The following is a 15,973-nucleotide window of genomic DNA, read 5'->3' on the forward strand; positions in this document are numbered from 1 at the left end:
AAAAAATGGAAAAAATTTATGAGATGTTACAGCTACAAAATGAGCTCAACAATGATACAAATGGCTTGCAGTGGCGGGAAGGTATGACAAAAAATGGAAAAGTAATTAACTGGAAGCGTTGTATCTATATGGAGAGCGCCGAACTCATCGACTCATTCCCATGGAAGCACTGGAAAAGTATTGATGCACAACCAGATTTTGCAAATATCAAAATAGAGCTCGTTGATATCTGGCACTTTATTATGAGCTATCTCTTACAGTACAATGATTTAACGCAGGCTGCAAAGCTTATAAATAATTCTAAAGATAGTATGAGCGATATAAAGATCAAAGTATGGGATAATGCAAAGGTTGATGAGTATCTTGATATTTTTGAAGAGCTCATGGCACTAGCTTTAGTGAAAAATGATAGTGAAGCACTGCAAGAGTCTCTTTTGGAAACCTTTTTTAAAGCGTGTGATAGTGTGAATCTCACATTTGCTGAACTTTATAGCCTCTATATTGGCAAAAATGCACTCAATCAGTTTCGCCAAGAGCATGGATACAAAGAGGGAACATACAAAAAAATTTGGAATGGAAAAGAGGATAATGTAGTTATGCAAGAAATTTTAGCTGCAAATCCTAATATTACATATACAAAACTCAAAGAAGAACTTGCTACTATGTATGAGGATTTATAGAGGCGCAGCTGTAAGCCGAGTTCTGTCTTGGATAGCAATTTATCTAGGCTTTATGTCACCATAAAGCTCAAGCGTCGCACTCGTAACGTGAGGCTTCAACCAGGTGCGACTTGCTGCGGGTTGGGTTTACACTGCCTTCTGTGTTACCACAGAAGCGGTGAGCTCTTACCTCACCCTTTCACCCTTGCCTGTGCCAAAAGGCCATCGGCGGTTTATTTTCTGTTGCACTTTCCCTCGGCTTTCACCGGCCACCCGTTAGGTGGAACCCTGCCTCACTGCAGCTCGGACTTTCCTCTTGGATTTCCAAGTAGCTATCCGCTGCGCCAGTGAAATTATACCTTAAATATAACTTAATGTAAAGATAGTGTATAAGTCCAATACATATGGCACTCATAATGATTTTCAAGAAGGTATTGTACCGGAGATTTAAAATTAAGAGAAGAGTGTGGTATTTTGGTATTGTAATCGATGAGCCATTTTGCTAATTTTTTATTGAATTCATCCAAATCTGTAAAGAGTAAATCTTCATAGTATTGAATAAATTGTTCTTGAATTGTTCTATTAAATCGTTCATTGTGTGCATTCATTTTAGGGCTCCTTGGATATGTCCAGTAGTGTGTAAAGCCTTTTTGTTCAAGCAGAGCATCAAACTCTTTTTTAAATTCACTGCCATTATCTGAAAGAATTGCAAGTGTACGTTTTTGTTTGATGGAAGTTATTCCATCAATTAAAGCTTCAAGAGCATATGCAGTATGTTTTGCTCTTTTGGAGGGAATTGCTACTGCGAATGCAATACGTGTGAGTGGGTCAATCATAGTAAGGATATATCGTTTTATACCGTTTGATACTATTTGGATGGTATCGACTGCCCACAGTTCAAATGGTTTGGATTTGAGGTTTTTTGGTTTTCTGTTTTTTTGTGTCTTCTTTTTTGGTTTCACTTTTCCTTTTGTATCGATGCGGTAGGGAAAAAGTCTCATTGTATCTGGTGCTGTCACCTGCAATGTTAAAATACACCACAGACGCAAGATGAAAATGTACCATCCATGAGATGAGGAAATATAAAAGAATATAATCGCTTCCAAAAATATTTGGAGGCAATAGTGATTACATACGAGGAGTTTGTGATGGTACATACACTTTACAGACAAGGATACAGCATAAGAGCTATTGCAAGGATGACAGGACTTGATAGAAGAACCGTATCCAAAAGACTCAAAGAGGATAAGCTTCTGCCAAGAAAACCGAGAGTTTACAAATCGAAGCTTGATCCATACAAAGAGTATATAAAAAAGAGAATAGCTCAAGGGTTGCCGGATAAAATTCCTTCAACGGTAATATACCGGGAGATTACAGCCAAAGGGTATGAGGGGAAGATAAGAATATTGCAGGCGTTTATGAGCGGGCTTTATAAAGAGCATATGAATGTAAAAGAGGAAGAGGTAGTGCGATTTGAGACAGATCCGGGCGAGCAGGCGCAAGCTGACTGGACGGTGATACGAAGAGGGAAGAATCCCGTTTATGCCTTTGCGATGATTTTGGGCTATAGCAGATACGCATTTATCTGCTTTACAGACAATATGCGCTTTGATAGTTTTATAAATTGTCATAAAAAGGCTTTCGCCTTCTTTGGGGGAGTGCCAAGAACCATTCTTTACGACAACCTCAAAAGCGTGGTGATAGAGCATAACGCTTACGGGAATGCAAAACACAGATTTAATGAGAGGTTTTTGGATTTTTCCAAAGAGTATGGATTTATTCCAAAACTTTGTAAACCCTACAGGGCAAAAACAAAAGGGAAGGTAGAGAGAGTTATAGGCTATATGAAAGGAAACTTCTATATTCCTTTGAAAGCAAGACTCAAAAACTCTTCGCTTGTTATAGATACAAAGCTTCTTAACAGCCAGATATTTCAGTGGCTTGAAATCGTTCATAATAGAGTGCACGCAACAACGAAGCAAAAACCAAAAGAGCTCTTTATAAAAGAGCAAAAAGCTCTGCTGCCGCTAATAATTTCAGCCAAGCCAAAAAGCTTGCATAACAAAAATGAATATGACAATTGCATAGACAAAAAGCTTTCCTTGTCAAATAAAAAGTATAAAAACAGCATAAACATACATAATACAGCTAAGAGTTCTTTAGAGGAGTATGATGCGCTTTTGGGAGTTTGCCATGCATAAAGAGATACACAGTATAAATGAACAGATACAAGAGTATGCTGCGCTTTTTAAACTTCCTGCCATTAAAGAGAGCTTTTCATCCATAGCTCAAGAAGCAGCTAAAAAGAATCTTTCATACAGTCACTTTTTGCTTGAGCTTTTTAGATATGAACATCAAAAGAAGATAGAGCGTTCAAAAGCAACAACACTAAAAATGGCAGGCTTTCCAAAAGTAAAGACTCTGGAGATGTTTGATTTCTCATCTTCTGCGGTAGATAGAAATATTATTAATGAACTTTCTACTTTAAGATTTATAGAGAATGCCGAAAATATCCTGCTTATTGGACCAAGCGGTGTTGGGAAAACCCACCTGGCCATAGCTTTGGGATATTTGGCTACACAAGCAAGAATAAAAACAAAATTCATCACTGCAGCAGATCTGTTATTGCAACTTGAGATAGCCCAGCAGACAAACAGATTGCAGTACTATTTCAAAAAGGTTATCAATACAGTAAAACTCTTGATTATCGATGAATTTGGCTATATCAAGCTCAATGAAAACCAGGCCAATCTCTTTTTTCAGGTAATCAACAAAAGATATGAAACAGGTTCAATTATCATTACAAGCAATCTATCTTTTACAAAATTCAAGGAGGTGTTAAACAATGATGAAGCGTTAACTACTGCTGTTCTTGATAGACTTATTCACCATAGCCATATACTCAATATCCAAGGTGAAAGCTACAGGCTTAAGCAAAAAAGAAAAGCTGGTGTCCTTACTGGACTCGATAACAATTTTTAGTTTCAAAGTGGTACATTTTCACTTCGCATCTTGGTACATTTTTAGGTTGCACTTGACACGGTAGGGAAAAAGTCTCATTGTATCTGGTGCTTTTGCGATTATTCTTCCTATTGTGGATTCCGAGGGAGTTTTAAGTTCTTTTTCTTCACAAAAAGGTTTAAGCAGGTGGTAGAGTTTTGCTTTGCCGATATTGGGATACTCTTTTCTTAATCTTTTTATCTCATTAATAACTTCTCTTGGTACTTTTGACTCTCTTACTCTTTTTGGTCTTCGTGATTTTGGATTTAAGGCTTTTATATCGCCATCTGCATCATTGAAACTCTTTTTCCATCGAAAGAGTGTTCTTCTGCTTACTCCAAAAGCTTCAGTTGTTGCTGCTAGTCCATATTTTTCCCAAAACTCCAATATCTTTTTTCTTCTTTTTGCCTCTTCGCTTATCATAAGCGAATTGTAGTATATCCTCTCTAATCTTTTATATCCTTTGAGCCCTGGCAACGTGTATTTGATTTGCACTCCTCACTCTCCCTCTCGGAGTGCCATATGTGTTTGAACTTATGCAGATAGTGTATAAGTCCTCTAGACATGGAACTCCTAATGAATTTTAACTATGATTCATATTGTAATTAAAATTAATTAAGCTTATGTCGATTAAATATATCTCGATTTTACTTTAATTAAAAACTGGTGACAGTTTAATGCAAGAAATATTGCGTGTTTTTAACATTTGCTTCGATAGTGCTATAATTACAAAAAGGAGTATAAATGAAAAAAATAGTAATTGCTCTTGCAACTCTAGGCTTTTTAGCTCTGCAAATTTATTTAACTTACTATACAAGAAGTGCTTGGATAATATTAGGTTCTTTACTTTTAATGGCATATTTTATTATTACAAACTTTAAAGAGTTGGCTTTAGCAATAGTTCTAGCAATATTTGGATATGGTGGTGTCCTAGCTACCATGAAACATCAACAATATATATCGAACAATATTACTGTTAAAGACAATATTGTTTATGATACTCAGAGTGGGAAAAAATTTCAAATTCTTTATGAGGCATACCATACAAATGAGAAAAAAAGCACAGCAAATAAAATTTTAGTGTGTGAGCAGTATATTTTATTCCATAAGCCAACAAAAGACAAATTTTGCTATTTAAGAGAAGGTAGTAAACTTTATAGAATAGAAGAAAAAGCCTAGCCAAAAGGCTAGAGCTTATACTGCACAAATATCTTTTGCTTTGAGGGCTTCTGCTTCTGCTACAGTTTTGATTCTGCCCTTCTCTTTTGCTTCTCTTGCATATTTTACACCAAGATTGTATGCAGTTTTATTAAGTTCAACAAATTTAGGCGGAACTTTGGAGATCATTGTCTCATACACGAGCTCTTCAGGCAATACTTTTGTCATCTCAATGGTTACACCTAGAGCAACTACAGATTGCGTTACAACATTTCCTACTTCTTCTTTTGCAATAGAGATAATAGGAATCGCATACATCTCCCATCTATCGAGATCTTCTTGGGAAGGCGTTACAAGGTTTGGCTCAAATACAATGATACCACCATCTTTTACACCACTTTTAAACTGATTGTAACTTACTTGTGCAGTTGAGAGCATATATTCTATTTCACCCTCATTTGCGTAAGGGTACAAAATCTCTTCATCATCGAGGATGATATCCACTTTTGTAGGACCACCTCGCACTTGAGATGTATATGTTGCAGCTTTTACACCATATCCGCCAGCTTTAATCTTTGCAGCAGCCAGAATTTCACCTGCGAGCAAAACACCTTGACCGCCAACTCCGGTAAATCGTAATTGATGTCTCATAGTCAACTTCCTTTGAGTTTGTTTTTGTATTCTAGTGAATAACTACTATGAGTGTAGCAATTCAAAGGGGCGAAGCCCCAGATTAGAATGGTTTAACCTGAACAGGAATATCCACTTTTTTCTTATTCTGTGCTGCTTCAATAACAAGATCGTAAGCATCACAATATTCCATTTGATCTGTTACATGGTGCAAGATTCCAGTTGGAAAATAGTTGATTTTTTCCTCTTCTGGAAGCTTATCATATTTTGCTTTTGACATTGTGATACTATCGATCCAGTTTTGATTTTGAATCGCTTCACCCATTTTGTTTTTTCTTCCCAAGTTAACGTGACAGTTACTAAATACATCAAAGAAACTAAATCCTCTGTGTTGAAAACCTTTAATAAACATTTTCTCTAGTTTTTTTGGATCTGTTACAGTCTCTCTTGCAATAAAAGTTGCCCCTGCACCTTTTGCAAGCTCACATGCATCAAATGTTGGATCAACGTTTCCATATTGAGTAGTAACTGCCCACATTCCTTTTGGTGTTGTAGGACTTACTTGTGAGTTTGTAAGACCATAGATGAAGTTATTGATCAAAATGAAATTAAGATCGATGTTTCTTCTACAACCGTGAATAGTGTGGTTCCCACCGATAGCAAGTCCGTCACCATCACCTGCTACGACGATCACATGTTTATCAGGATTTGCCAATTTAATTCCAGTTGCATAGGCAACGGTTCGTCCGTGTGTGGTATGCACAGTATTACAATTGAGATATGAGCTAAATCGACCGCTACATCCGATTCCAGAAACTACACATACATCATCCATATTCCAACCAAGACTGTCAATTGCTCGAATTACTGATTTAAGGATAATTCCATCACCACATCCCCAACACCAAAGCGTTGGCATCTTGTCCGTTCGTAAATATTCATTGTAATTAAAAGCCATCTTCTCCCCCTTTTATATACCCATCTCTTTGAGTTTTTCTATGATTTCAGCTGGGCTGATTGGACGACCGTTTGCTTTATTGAGTGCCACAGGTCGCTTTTTCATAACTCGTTCTACTTCATCGATATATTGACCCATATTGAGTTCTGGCATCAAGATTTTCTCAGCTGGGAATCTCTCACCAATCTCTTTCATCTTCTCTTCTGGACTTGGCCAAAGTGTAATTGGTCTAAACATACCAATTTTTACACCTTGATCTCTAAGTCTATTGATAGCTTCTCGTGCACTTCTACTCACACTTCCATACGCAACAATGAGCCACTCTGCATCATCAAGCATATACTCTTCATAGCTATCGAGAAGATCTTTTCTTCTGACATCGATTTTTCTATGAAGTCTCTCAATCAGATTTTGACAGATCTCTGCATCCTCAGTTGGGAATCCTGTAGGCCCGTGGTGGAGACCAGTAAGGTGGAACCTATATCCCTGGAACATTGGAGGAATTACAGCCGGTTTATCTTGCGGAACATCAAAAGGTTTGAACTCCTCTTTTGGAATTGACGGATCAGGTTTTGCGCGATCAACAATCGAAGCTTGTACCTCTTCTAAATCTGGAAGCACTGCTTTTCCATGCATATGTCCAAGAGTCTCATCCAAAAGTACAAATACTGGAGTCATAAGCTCTTCTGCCACATTGAAAGCTCGCACAACTTCAGTGTAGCACTCTTCAAGGCTACCTGGACAGAAAGTGATAGATTTATAGTCACCGTGTGTTGGTGCTTTTGCTTGGTTGATATCACCTTGCTGCACACGAGTAGGAAGACCAGTTGATGGACCACCTCTCATTACGTTTGTAATTACAAGTGGAGTCTCTGTCATAAAACCAAGACCGATCTGCTCAGCCTTAAGACTGATACCAGGGCCTGAAGTATTTGTCATAGATTTTACTCCACTCATACTAGCACCTAGTGCTACCGCAATACCACCGATCTCATCTTCCATCTGGATAAATTTTCCACCAACTCTTGGAAGTAGGACACTCATCTCATGTGCTACTTCGCTCGATGGTGTAATAGGATATCCTCCAAAAAATCTACATCCTGCATCAATTGCTGCTTTTGCAGCCAATTCGTTACCACTTGATATTACTTCTCTTGCCATTACCTCTCCTTACGCACAAAGTGCTTTGATATCTTCTTCACGAGCCATATAGTGATTTTTCTTAATTGCTTCTGCTCGCTCTTTCGCTTCTTTGCTGAGTTTTGCAAATTTATACTCTTTTCTATCAGCCACCATAATTGCAAAGTCTGGACACTCAAGCTCACAGTCATTGCATCCAATACAACTATCTGGATAAACAACCTTTACCATAGCACCAAGAATAGTTTTAGGCTCAGGAACCATTGCCAAAACACCTGCTGGGCAATAAGCAACACAAAGGTCACACGCTTTACAGTTATTCTCTTCAACCCATACAGGTGTGTTTTCAGGGGCTTTTAATAATCCCATATTATTCTCCTTTATCTAAAGTAAATTTTCCAACTGCACAGCTCACAAAACTTTTTGTTTTGAGGCCTAATTTATCCATTGAGGATAATTTTTGATCATATAAAGGATAACCTAGACCTATTAATATCTCTTTGAATTTCTCTTCATCGGCCTCATTTTGCAACTCAACTGTTACGATTCGAGGCTCTTTTGTAAGATTAACATCTATGAAACTAAAATGAGGAGAAAGCGCTTTTTTGATACTATTCGCGCACCCCTCACATCGAATATTTGCTACTGCAAAACTTTTTTTCATTATTTGCCAAGTGCCTTTGCTACAGTTTTGCCGATATCTGCAGGTGATTTGACAACATGTACGCCAGCTGCTGCAAGTGCTTCCATCTTCTCTTGTGCAGTTCCTTGGCCACCACTAATAATCGCTCCGGCATGTCCCATACGTTTGCCTTTTGGAGCAGTCTGGCCAGCAATGAACGCTACAACAGGCTTTGTAATATTTTCTTTGATAAATTCAGCGGCCTCTATTTCTAACGTTCCACCAATCTCACCAATCATAACAATTGCTTCAGTTTCAGGATCTGCTTCAAACATTGGCAGAAGTTGCTTGTAGCTAAGTCCGATAATCGGATCCCCTCCAATTCCAACAGCAGTTGTTATACCAAGCCCCTCTTTTACTACCTGATTACTTGCTTCATAAGTAAGTGTTCCAGATTTACTAATGAGACCTACTGGTCCCTTTTTGAAAATAAATCCTGGCATAATTCCAATTTTACACTCTTCAGCGGTAATGATTCCAGGACAGTTTGGTCCAATAGTTTTCATTCCATTTTTTGTAGCATACATTTTTGCATACATCATATCTTTTACAGGTGCACCTTCAGTGATGATGACAGCAAGCTCAATGCCAGCTTCTGCTGCTTCCATCACAGCATCTGCAGTGAAGGCAGGTGGAACGAAGATCATACTTACAGTTGCCCCAGTAGCATCAACTGCTTCTTTTACAGTATTAAATACTGGCCTATCAAGGTGTGTCTGTCCACCTTTACCAGGAGTAACACCACCAACTATTTGTGTACCATATTCAATACACTGCTCACTATGAAACGTTCCCTCTTTTCCAGTAAAACCTTGGACAATAACTTTTGTATCTTTGTTTACCAAAATACTCATTATAGCTCTCCTTTCGCAGCTGCAACAGCCTTTCTTGCACCATCAGCCAAATCAGTAGCAGGAATGATGTTTTTGATATTTGCATTTTTCAATATTTCTGCCGCTTCCTGGGCATTGGTTCCATCTAGTCTGACAATAACTGGCACATTGACTTCTACTTGCTGCGTAGCTTGTAAGATACCATTTGCAATGCGGTCACAGCGAACAATTCCACCAAAGATGTTGACAAAAATGCTCTTAACATTTTCATCACTCAAAATAAGCTCAAACCCTTTTGCAACAGTATCAGGATTTGCGCCACCTCCAACATCAAGGAAGTTTGCAGGCTCACCCCCTTCATGTTTGATAATATCCATTGTAGCCATAGCTAGCCCTGCACCATTTACCATGCATCCAACGTTTCCATCAAGATTAACGTAACTTAATCCGTATTTAGCAGCTTCAAGCTCAACAGGATCTTCTTCACTTAAATCTCTCATCTCATGAATATCAGGATGTTTATAAAGAGCATTATCATCAAAGCCCATTTTTGCGTCTAATGCCAAAAATTTGCCATCACCTGTTTTAATAAGCGGGTTGATTTCTATGAGGTTTGCATCTTTATCCATATAGACTCTATAGAGAGCCTCAGAAAACTGAATAAATGGTCTAATCTCCTCTTTTGCTAATCCCAATCCAAACGCTAGTTTTCTTCCATGAAATCCTTGAAAACCGATTGTAGGATCGATTGCTACTTTGATGATCTTTTCTGGAGTCTTCGCAGCAACCTCTTCTATCTCCATACCACCTTCAGTTGAAGCCATCATTACTGGCATTTCGCTGCTTCTATCAAGCACCATTCCAAGATAGTACTCTTTTTGGATATCTGCGCCCTCTTCGATGTAAACTTTCTCTACTTTTTTCCCTTCAGGACCTGTTTGGTGAGTCACGAGGGTCATGCCTATCATCTCTTCAGCAATTTTTTCTACTTCATCAAGGCTTCTTGCTAGCTTTACACCGCCAGCTTTACCACGACCACCAGCATGAATTTGTGCTTTTACAACCCAGAGGTCACCACCTAGTTTTTGTGCTGCTTCTCTTGCTTCTGGTCCAGTAAAAGCTACCTCTCCTCTTGGAACAGGTACGCCATACGCACGAAAGATCTCTTTAGCTTGATATTCATGTATATTCATTCATTACTCCTTTCTTATACTTTTGCCCACTGTTTTCGACCCTCTTCATAGAGATCGTTACCATAGGTATCATTGACCACAACGACCGGAAAATCTTCTACTACAATTCTGCGAACCGCTTCAGGGCCAAGCTCTGGATATGCTATTACTTCAGCATCTTTTATGCGTTTTGCTAAAAGTGCACCTGCGCCCCCTACTGCACCAAAGTAGACAGCTTTATATTTTTTACATGCCTCTTTAACTGCATCGTTTCTTTTTCCTTTGCCTATCATACCTTTGAGGCCATGCTCAATTAAAATTGGAGCGTAGCTATCCATTCTATAACTTGTTGTAGGTCCAGCACTTCCAATTACTTCTCCTGGCTTTGGGGGAGTTGGTCCCACATAGTAGATAACTGCTCCATGCAAATCAAAAGGAAGCTCTTTACCTTCAAAAATGAGGTCTACAAGCCTTTTGTGCGCAGCATCTCGTGCAGTATATATTGTTCCAGTAAGATAGACAATATCTCCGGCTTTGAGTTTTTCGACATCTGCATCACTCAATGGTGTTTGTAATTTGTATTCAGCCATTTTTATTCCTTAAATGGTTATATGTGCATGACGTGAGCTGTGACACTGAATATTTACTGCAACTGGGAGTGAAGCAATATGGCACATTCTACCTGGTTTATATGTTTCAATATGAACAGCAAGTGCAGTCTGTGTGCCACCCATACCCATAGCACCGATTCCGAGCTTATTGAGTTCTTCTAAAATCTCTTTTTCAAAGGCATCAAGTTCTGGATCAGGATTTGGAGTACCAATATCACGAAAGAGAGCATGCTTACTCATAACGGCTGCATAATCAAAGCTACCACCTATTCCAACACCTACAACAATCGGAGGACAGACATTTGGCCCAGCATCACTGACAACTTGCTTGACAAACTCTTTTATTCCCTCTTTTCCCTGCGCTGGAGCAAGGACTCTTGCACGGCTTCCATTTTCACTTCCGCCACCTTTGGCAGCAAACTCTATCTCTATTTTATCGCCTGGAACAATATCAAAATAGATAACCGGAGGGAGGTTGTAACCCACACTATCTTTAAGATTTGCTCTGGTAAAACAGTCACATGTAGAAGCTCTTAGATATCCTTCTTCATATCCTTTTTTTGTTCCTTCAAAAATTGCTTCTTTGAGACTACCGCCTTCTACTTTTACATCTTCTCCCATTTTGACAAAAAAGATTGCAAGTCCTGTATCTTGACAAAGTGGCTTATTTTCGTTTGCTGCAATTTCTGCATTTTCTAACAGTTGCTCTAAGACTGCTTTACTAACTAAACTCTCCTCTTTTTCTAGAGCCTCTTGTAAAGCCTTATGCATATCTTCACTTAAATGTGTGGTAGAGTAGATGATGGTATCTCGAATTGCTTTAACTATATCACCATATTGCACGGTTCTCATTTTTTTTCTCCAAAGTAGTCTTGGCTCTCTAAGATATCAATGAGTTCTTTAACCGATGCCACACTCCTATCAAACTCCTCACGCTCTTTAGGTGTAAGTTGCAACTCAATTATCTCTTCAACTCCATCAGCCCCAAGAGTTACAGGTACACCATTTGGAATACCATGTACGCCATATTCTCCCTCTAAAAGTGTTGAACATGGATAGATCTTTTTAGAGTCTTTCAAAATTGCTTCTACCATAATTGCTGTAGCTTTACCAGGAGCGAAATATGCGCTTGTTCCCATAAGCTTGACAATTTGCGCACCACCTTTTTTTGTTGCTTCAACTACTTCTGCAAGTTCTCCAGGAGTTAACAGGTCAGTTATTGGAATGCCTGCGACTGTAGAGTAGCGCGGAAGTGGTACCATATAATCTCCATGGCCACCTATAACAGTAGCACGTATTTGACCAGCACCAAATCCAAGTTTTTCATAAATAAAGTGGGTCATTCTTGCACCATCAAGTATCCCAGCCATTCCAATAACTCTATTTTTTGGAAATCCACTCTTTTTCAAAGCAACATACGTCATTGTGTCAAGGGGATTTGTTACAACAATGATAATGGAGTCTGGAGCATGCTTGACAACATTCTCTGTTACCTCACTCACAATATCAGCATTTGCAAACAAGAGATCATCTCTGCTCATCCCAGGTTTTCTAGGAAAGCCAGCAGTTATAACAACAACTTTTGAATCAGCTATATCTTCATAACTCTCTGCTGCTTTCACAACTGAGTGTGTTCTAAGAGCTGCTGCAGCTTGGTTCATATCAAGTGCTTTCCCTCTTGCTCTATCCTTATCACGATCTACTAAAATAACTTCATGTGCAAGTCCTTGCATTGCAATAGAGTATGCAACGATACTTCCAACATTACCACCTGCACCTACAATTGATACTTTTGAACCTTTTGGCATTGACATTCCTTTCTTTGAGGGCAAAAGCCCTCAAGTTTTTTAAATATTATCAATAATTTCGTTAAATGTTTTGCTTGGTCTCATTGCTGCAGATGCTTTTTCATCATCTGGATGATAATACCCGCCAATATCGGTAGGTTTGCCTTCAGCAGCTCTTATCTCTTCTAAGATTTTTTCCTCATTCTCTTTGAGTTTTTGTGCAACCGGAGCAAATTTGGCTTCAAGTTCGCTATCTCCACAGCTTGCAAGCTCTTCAGCCCAGTATGTAGCAAGATAGTAGTGACTTCCTCTGTTATCAAGCTCACCTACTTTTCTTTTTGGAGTTTTATCATTGTTAAGATATTTACCAACAGCTCTATCAAGAGCATCTGCAATGATAGTTGTTTTTTCACTTGCGCCTTGTTTTACTGCAAGTTTGAGTGATTCAACAAGCGCCATAAATTCACCAAGACTGTCCCATCGTAGGTGCCCTTCTTTTAAAAACTGCTCTACGTGTTTTGGTGCACTACCACCTGCACCTGTTTCAAATACACCACCACCTGCTAAAAGTGGAACGATTGAAAGTGTTCTCGCACTTGTACCAACTTCTATGATTGGGAATAGGTCTGTGAGGTAGTCTCTTAATACGTTTCCAGTTACACTGATAGTTCCCTCACCTGCTCTAAATCTTCTAAGCGTATAGCGCATAGCTTTTTCTGGAGCCATAATGTGATACTCAACACCGTTAAGATCTTCATTTCTAAGAACATCAACTACTTTTTTAATTAAGTTTGCATCGTGTGCTCTGTTGCTATCAAGCCAGAAAACGATTGGATATCCGCTCTCTTTTGCTCTTCTGACGGCCAACTTTGCCCAGTCTACTACTGCTTCATCTTTTGCACTGTATGCTCTCCAAATATCTCCTTCTTCTACCTCATGACACATCAATGTATTGCCATCTTCATCGATTGTTTTAATATATCCATCTTCTGGTGGGAAGAAAGTTTTGTCATGACTTCCATACTCTTCCGCTTTTTTTGCCATCAAACCAACATTTTGTACAGTTCCAACTTTTGCAGGATCATATTGTCCATTTTTAACAATGTCAGACACAATTTCTTTATACATTCTTGCATAAGTTCTATCTGGAACAGTAATTACTGTATCAGCTGTATTTCCATCTGGTCCCCATCCTTGCAAACCATTTTTGATAACAGCTGGAATAGAAGCATCGATAATTACATCATTTGGTGCATGGAGATTTGTGATACCTGCATCACTATCAACCATATACATGCGAGCATTTTTTTGTAAAATCTCTTGAATTTTATTTTTAATATCTTGTTGCACGCCATCAGGAAGTTTAGAGAGTTTATTTTCCAAATCTACTAAACCGTTATTTGGATCAAATCCAATCTCTTCAAGCTCTTTGCCATACTCATCAAATAGCTCTTTAAAATATACTCTGATCGCATCTCCAAAGAGCACAGGATCAGAAATTTTCATCATTGTTGCTTTTACATGGAGAGAGAAAAGAATATCTTTCTCTTTTGCATCATTAATAACACACTCATAAAATTCTCGAAGTGTTTTTCTATTAAGTGAAGCTGCACTGAAAACCTCACCTTTTTTTACTTCAACCTCTTTCAAAACTTCTGTTTTTCCATCTTTTCCTTCAAATACAAGTTTTACAGTTTGATCTTTATCGCTAATGAAAGATTGCTCATTTTGATAAAAGTCATTTTTATCCATATGTGCAACATAGCTTTTACTATCTGGACTAACTGGTCTCATTTTATGTGGGAATTTTTTTGCATACTCTTTTACTGCTTTACTAAGGCGTCTATCAGAGTTTCCTTGTCGAAGCACAGGGTTTACTGCAGATCCAAGAAGTTTTGCAAATCTGTTTCTCAGCTCTACCTCTTCAGCAGTTTTTGGCTCTTCTGGGAAATCCGGAATGTCATATCCTTGAGATTGTAACTCTTTGATAGTTGCTACAAGCTGTGGAATAGAAGCAGAAATATTAGGAAGTTTAATAATATTTGCTTCTGGCTTAAGTACTAGTTCGCCAAGATATGCAAGCTCATCAGCCTGTTTTTTATCTTCAGGGAGTCTATCGCTAAATTCAGCAATCACCCTTCCTGCAAGTGAGATATCTCTTAGCTCAATATCTACGCCGCTATCTTTTGTAAAAGATTCTACAATTGGAAGCAACGAATATGTTGCTAAAGCTGGTGCTTCATCTATCTTTGTCCAAACCACTTTCGCTTTTGCCATTTTTTCTCCTCTTGTTCAAAATTTATTACATTCATATAGTAACAATTAAATAATTTAACTTTTCTCAAGAGAGACTATGAAAGAAAATCTCACAAAGTTTTTGTTTCATTTTTGCACACGTTTGATATTTTGCAAATGATTTTTATAAGTTTTGCTAAATTTATGTCGTCCTTTTGAGATACGGACAAAGTAGAGATAGGAGGTTTTTGCAGGAAATACGGCAGCTGCGATTGCTTCTTTGCTGACTATACATACTGGATAGGGTGGAAGTCCGAAGAATTTATATGTATTAAATCTGCTACTATCTTCTTGAATACGTTTTGGAGATACTTTAATATGAGAATATTGTCCATAGTTGAGTGTACCATCCATTTGTAGAGGCATACCTTTTTTGAGTCGGTTATAGATAACAGAGGCGATAAGTGGCATCTCTTCTCTATTTGCAGCCTCTTTTTGGATGATGGAAGCAATAGTTACAATTTTTTCAAACCAAAGTTTTTGATTATATGTGCCATAAAATTTGGACGAGAGCTTTTTATGTCGTGCCAGTGAAAGATGAACCAAAAGCTGTATAACTCTTTTGGGTTCCATATTTTTTGGGATCGCATAGGTTTCTGGAAAAAGTACACCTTCAGGGTATGGCGCCACACTATTATACTCATTTTGTAACACTTTTTGTGACACATGATATCTCTTTGCTAGTTCATCAATGATAGTATAAGTTGTTTCACCTGGTATCAGTGTAATTTTTATAAGAGCAGCTTTCGATTTTGTTAATAAGTAGAGAAAATCTAGCCTTCTTAGTTTTCTGTGATGCAAATCTATCCATCCACTTTGCGGATAGCCAATGAAGCGAAGTGTAAATCTATCTATAAAAAAACTATCTATCCCTCTTTTATCTAGGTATGATATAATCTTGCTTATTGTCCCTCGAGGTATATAGATTTGAGAGCTTTGTAAATGAATTGGTTCTGCAAAGTAAAAGAGTAGTGAAACGATGATAATTAAAACAGTTTCTACAATAAAAAAAATCGCTTTAACTATTTTTCTGACCACAATTTTACTC

Annotated in this window: 16 protein-coding genes, 1 other RNA gene and 2 pseudogenes; 4 read left to right on the forward strand and 15 right to left on the reverse strand. The window is 38.1% G+C overall.

What is annotated here, in order from left to right; genetic code table 11:
• The first annotated feature begins 5 nt into the window (after positions 1-5).
• A complete protein-coding gene (locus NITER_RS03555) occupies positions 6-680 on the forward strand; it encodes a dUTP diphosphatase (protein ID WP_084275839.1) in 675 nt (224 codons plus the stop codon).
• Here NITER_RS03555 and rnpB read toward each other — a convergent pair.
• Together rnpB and NITER_RS03565 are read right to left on the reverse strand one after the other, a co-directional pair.
• An RNA gene (gene rnpB, locus NITER_RS03560) (RNase P RNA component class A) lies at positions 676-1,007 on the reverse strand. The two genes, NITER_RS03555 and rnpB, sit on opposite strands and share 5 nt — an antisense overlap.
• 23 nt (positions 1,008-1,030) lie before the next feature.
• Positions 1,031-1,672 (reverse strand): annotated as a pseudogene (locus NITER_RS03565) (integrase core domain-containing protein); the annotation flags it as partial.
• Between the two features lie 111 nt (positions 1,673-1,783).
• On the opposite strand from NITER_RS03565, the gene istA reads away from it, so the two are divergent.
• Both istA and istB read left to right on the forward strand, forming a co-directional pair.
• A complete protein-coding gene (istA, locus tag NITER_RS03570; RefSeq protein ID WP_281847534.1) occupies positions 1,784-2,860 on the forward strand; it encodes an IS21 family transposase in 1,077 nt (358 codons plus the stop codon).
• Entirely contained in the window at positions 2,853-3,641 is a 789-nt protein-coding gene (gene istB / locus NITER_RS03575) for an IS21-like element helper ATPase IstB (RefSeq protein ID WP_425596374.1), read from the forward strand. The genes istA and istB overlap by 8 nt, the downstream gene beginning before the upstream one ends.
• Positions 3,642-3,695: 54 nt before the next feature.
• On the opposite strand, the pseudogene NITER_RS03580 reads toward istB, so the two are convergent.
• Positions 3,696-4,154 (reverse strand): annotated as a pseudogene (locus tag NITER_RS03580) (helix-turn-helix domain-containing protein); the annotation flags it as partial.
• A 249-nt stretch (positions 4,155-4,403) separates the two neighbouring features.
• Here NITER_RS03580 and NITER_RS03585 point away from each other — a divergent pair.
• A complete protein-coding gene (locus NITER_RS03585; protein ID WP_084275838.1) occupies positions 4,404-4,838 on the forward strand; it encodes a hypothetical protein in 435 nt (144 codons plus the stop codon).
• A 15-nt stretch (positions 4,839-4,853) separates the two neighbouring features.
• Here the strand turns inward: NITER_RS03585 and NITER_RS03590 are convergent, their stop codons facing one another.
• The 12 genes from NITER_RS03590 to mltG form a co-directional block, all read right to left on the reverse strand.
• The gene (locus NITER_RS03590; protein ID WP_084275837.1) at positions 4,854-5,468 is read right to left on the reverse strand and encodes a 2-oxoglutarate:acceptor oxidoreductase subunit OorC; all 615 of its coding nucleotides are present in this window, start codon (positions 5,466-5,468) and stop codon (positions 4,854-4,856) included.
• A gap of 82 nt (positions 5,469-5,550) precedes the next feature.
• Positions 5,551-6,405 carry a 2-oxoglutarate ferredoxin oxidoreductase subunit beta gene (locus tag NITER_RS03595; RefSeq protein ID WP_084275836.1) on the reverse strand — a complete coding sequence of 285 codons (855 nt, stop codon included), beginning with the start codon at positions 6,403-6,405 and terminating at the stop codon, positions 5,551-5,553.
• Positions 6,406-6,417: 12 nt separating this feature from the next.
• On the reverse strand, positions 6,418-7,566 hold the full coding sequence (locus NITER_RS03600; protein WP_084275835.1) for a 2-oxoglutarate synthase subunit alpha: 1,149 nt from the start codon (positions 7,564-7,566) through the stop codon (positions 6,418-6,420).
• A gap of 9 nt (positions 7,567-7,575) precedes the next feature.
• The gene (locus NITER_RS03605; protein ID WP_084275834.1) at positions 7,576-7,914 is read right to left on the reverse strand and encodes a 4Fe-4S dicluster domain-containing protein; all 339 of its coding nucleotides are present in this window, start codon (positions 7,912-7,914) and stop codon (positions 7,576-7,578) included.
• A 1-nt stretch (position 7,915) separates the two neighbouring features.
• A complete protein-coding gene (locus NITER_RS03610) occupies positions 7,916-8,209 on the reverse strand; it encodes a heavy-metal-associated domain-containing protein (RefSeq protein WP_084275833.1) in 294 nt (97 codons plus the stop codon).
• A complete protein-coding gene (gene sucD / locus NITER_RS03615) occupies positions 8,209-9,081 on the reverse strand; it encodes a succinate--CoA ligase subunit alpha (protein WP_084275832.1) in 873 nt (290 codons plus the stop codon). The genes NITER_RS03610 and sucD overlap by 1 nt, the downstream gene beginning before the upstream one ends.
• Positions 9,081-10,253: an ADP-forming succinate--CoA ligase subunit beta gene (sucC, locus tag NITER_RS03620; RefSeq protein ID WP_084275831.1), complete on the reverse strand. Its 1,173-nt coding sequence runs from the start codon at positions 10,251-10,253 to the stop codon at positions 9,081-9,083. The genes sucD and sucC overlap by 1 nt, the downstream gene beginning before the upstream one ends.
• Before the next feature lie 14 nt (positions 10,254-10,267).
• Complete coding sequence (locus NITER_RS03625; protein ID WP_084275830.1) at positions 10,268-10,822, reverse strand: Fe-S-containing hydro-lyase; 555 nt, start codon at positions 10,820-10,822, stop codon at positions 10,268-10,270.
• Between the two features lie 9 nt (positions 10,823-10,831).
• Positions 10,832-11,695 (reverse strand): fumarate hydratase, encoded by an 864-nt coding sequence (locus tag NITER_RS03630; RefSeq protein ID WP_084275829.1) that lies wholly within the window; start codon positions 11,693-11,695, stop codon positions 10,832-10,834.
• A complete protein-coding gene (gene mdh / locus NITER_RS03635; RefSeq protein WP_084275828.1) occupies positions 11,692-12,651 on the reverse strand; it encodes a malate dehydrogenase in 960 nt (319 codons plus the stop codon). Before mdh ends, NITER_RS03630 begins: the two co-directional genes overlap by 4 nt.
• A 39-nt stretch (positions 12,652-12,690) precedes the next feature.
• Positions 12,691-14,907, reverse strand: coding sequence for an NADP-dependent isocitrate dehydrogenase (locus NITER_RS03640; protein WP_084275827.1), 2,217 nt, complete (start codon positions 14,905-14,907; stop codon positions 12,691-12,693).
• A 105-nt stretch (positions 14,908-15,012) separates the two neighbouring features.
• Entirely contained in the window at positions 15,013-15,963 is a 951-nt protein-coding gene (mltG, locus tag NITER_RS03645; RefSeq protein WP_084275826.1) for an endolytic transglycosylase MltG, read from the reverse strand.
• Positions 15,964-15,973: the final 10 nt, after the last annotated feature.

Source organism: Nitratiruptor tergarcus DSM 16512 (assembly GCF_027946175.1).
Classification (GTDB): Bacteria; Campylobacterota; Campylobacteria; order Campylobacterales; family Nitratiruptoraceae; genus Nitratiruptor; species Nitratiruptor tergarcus.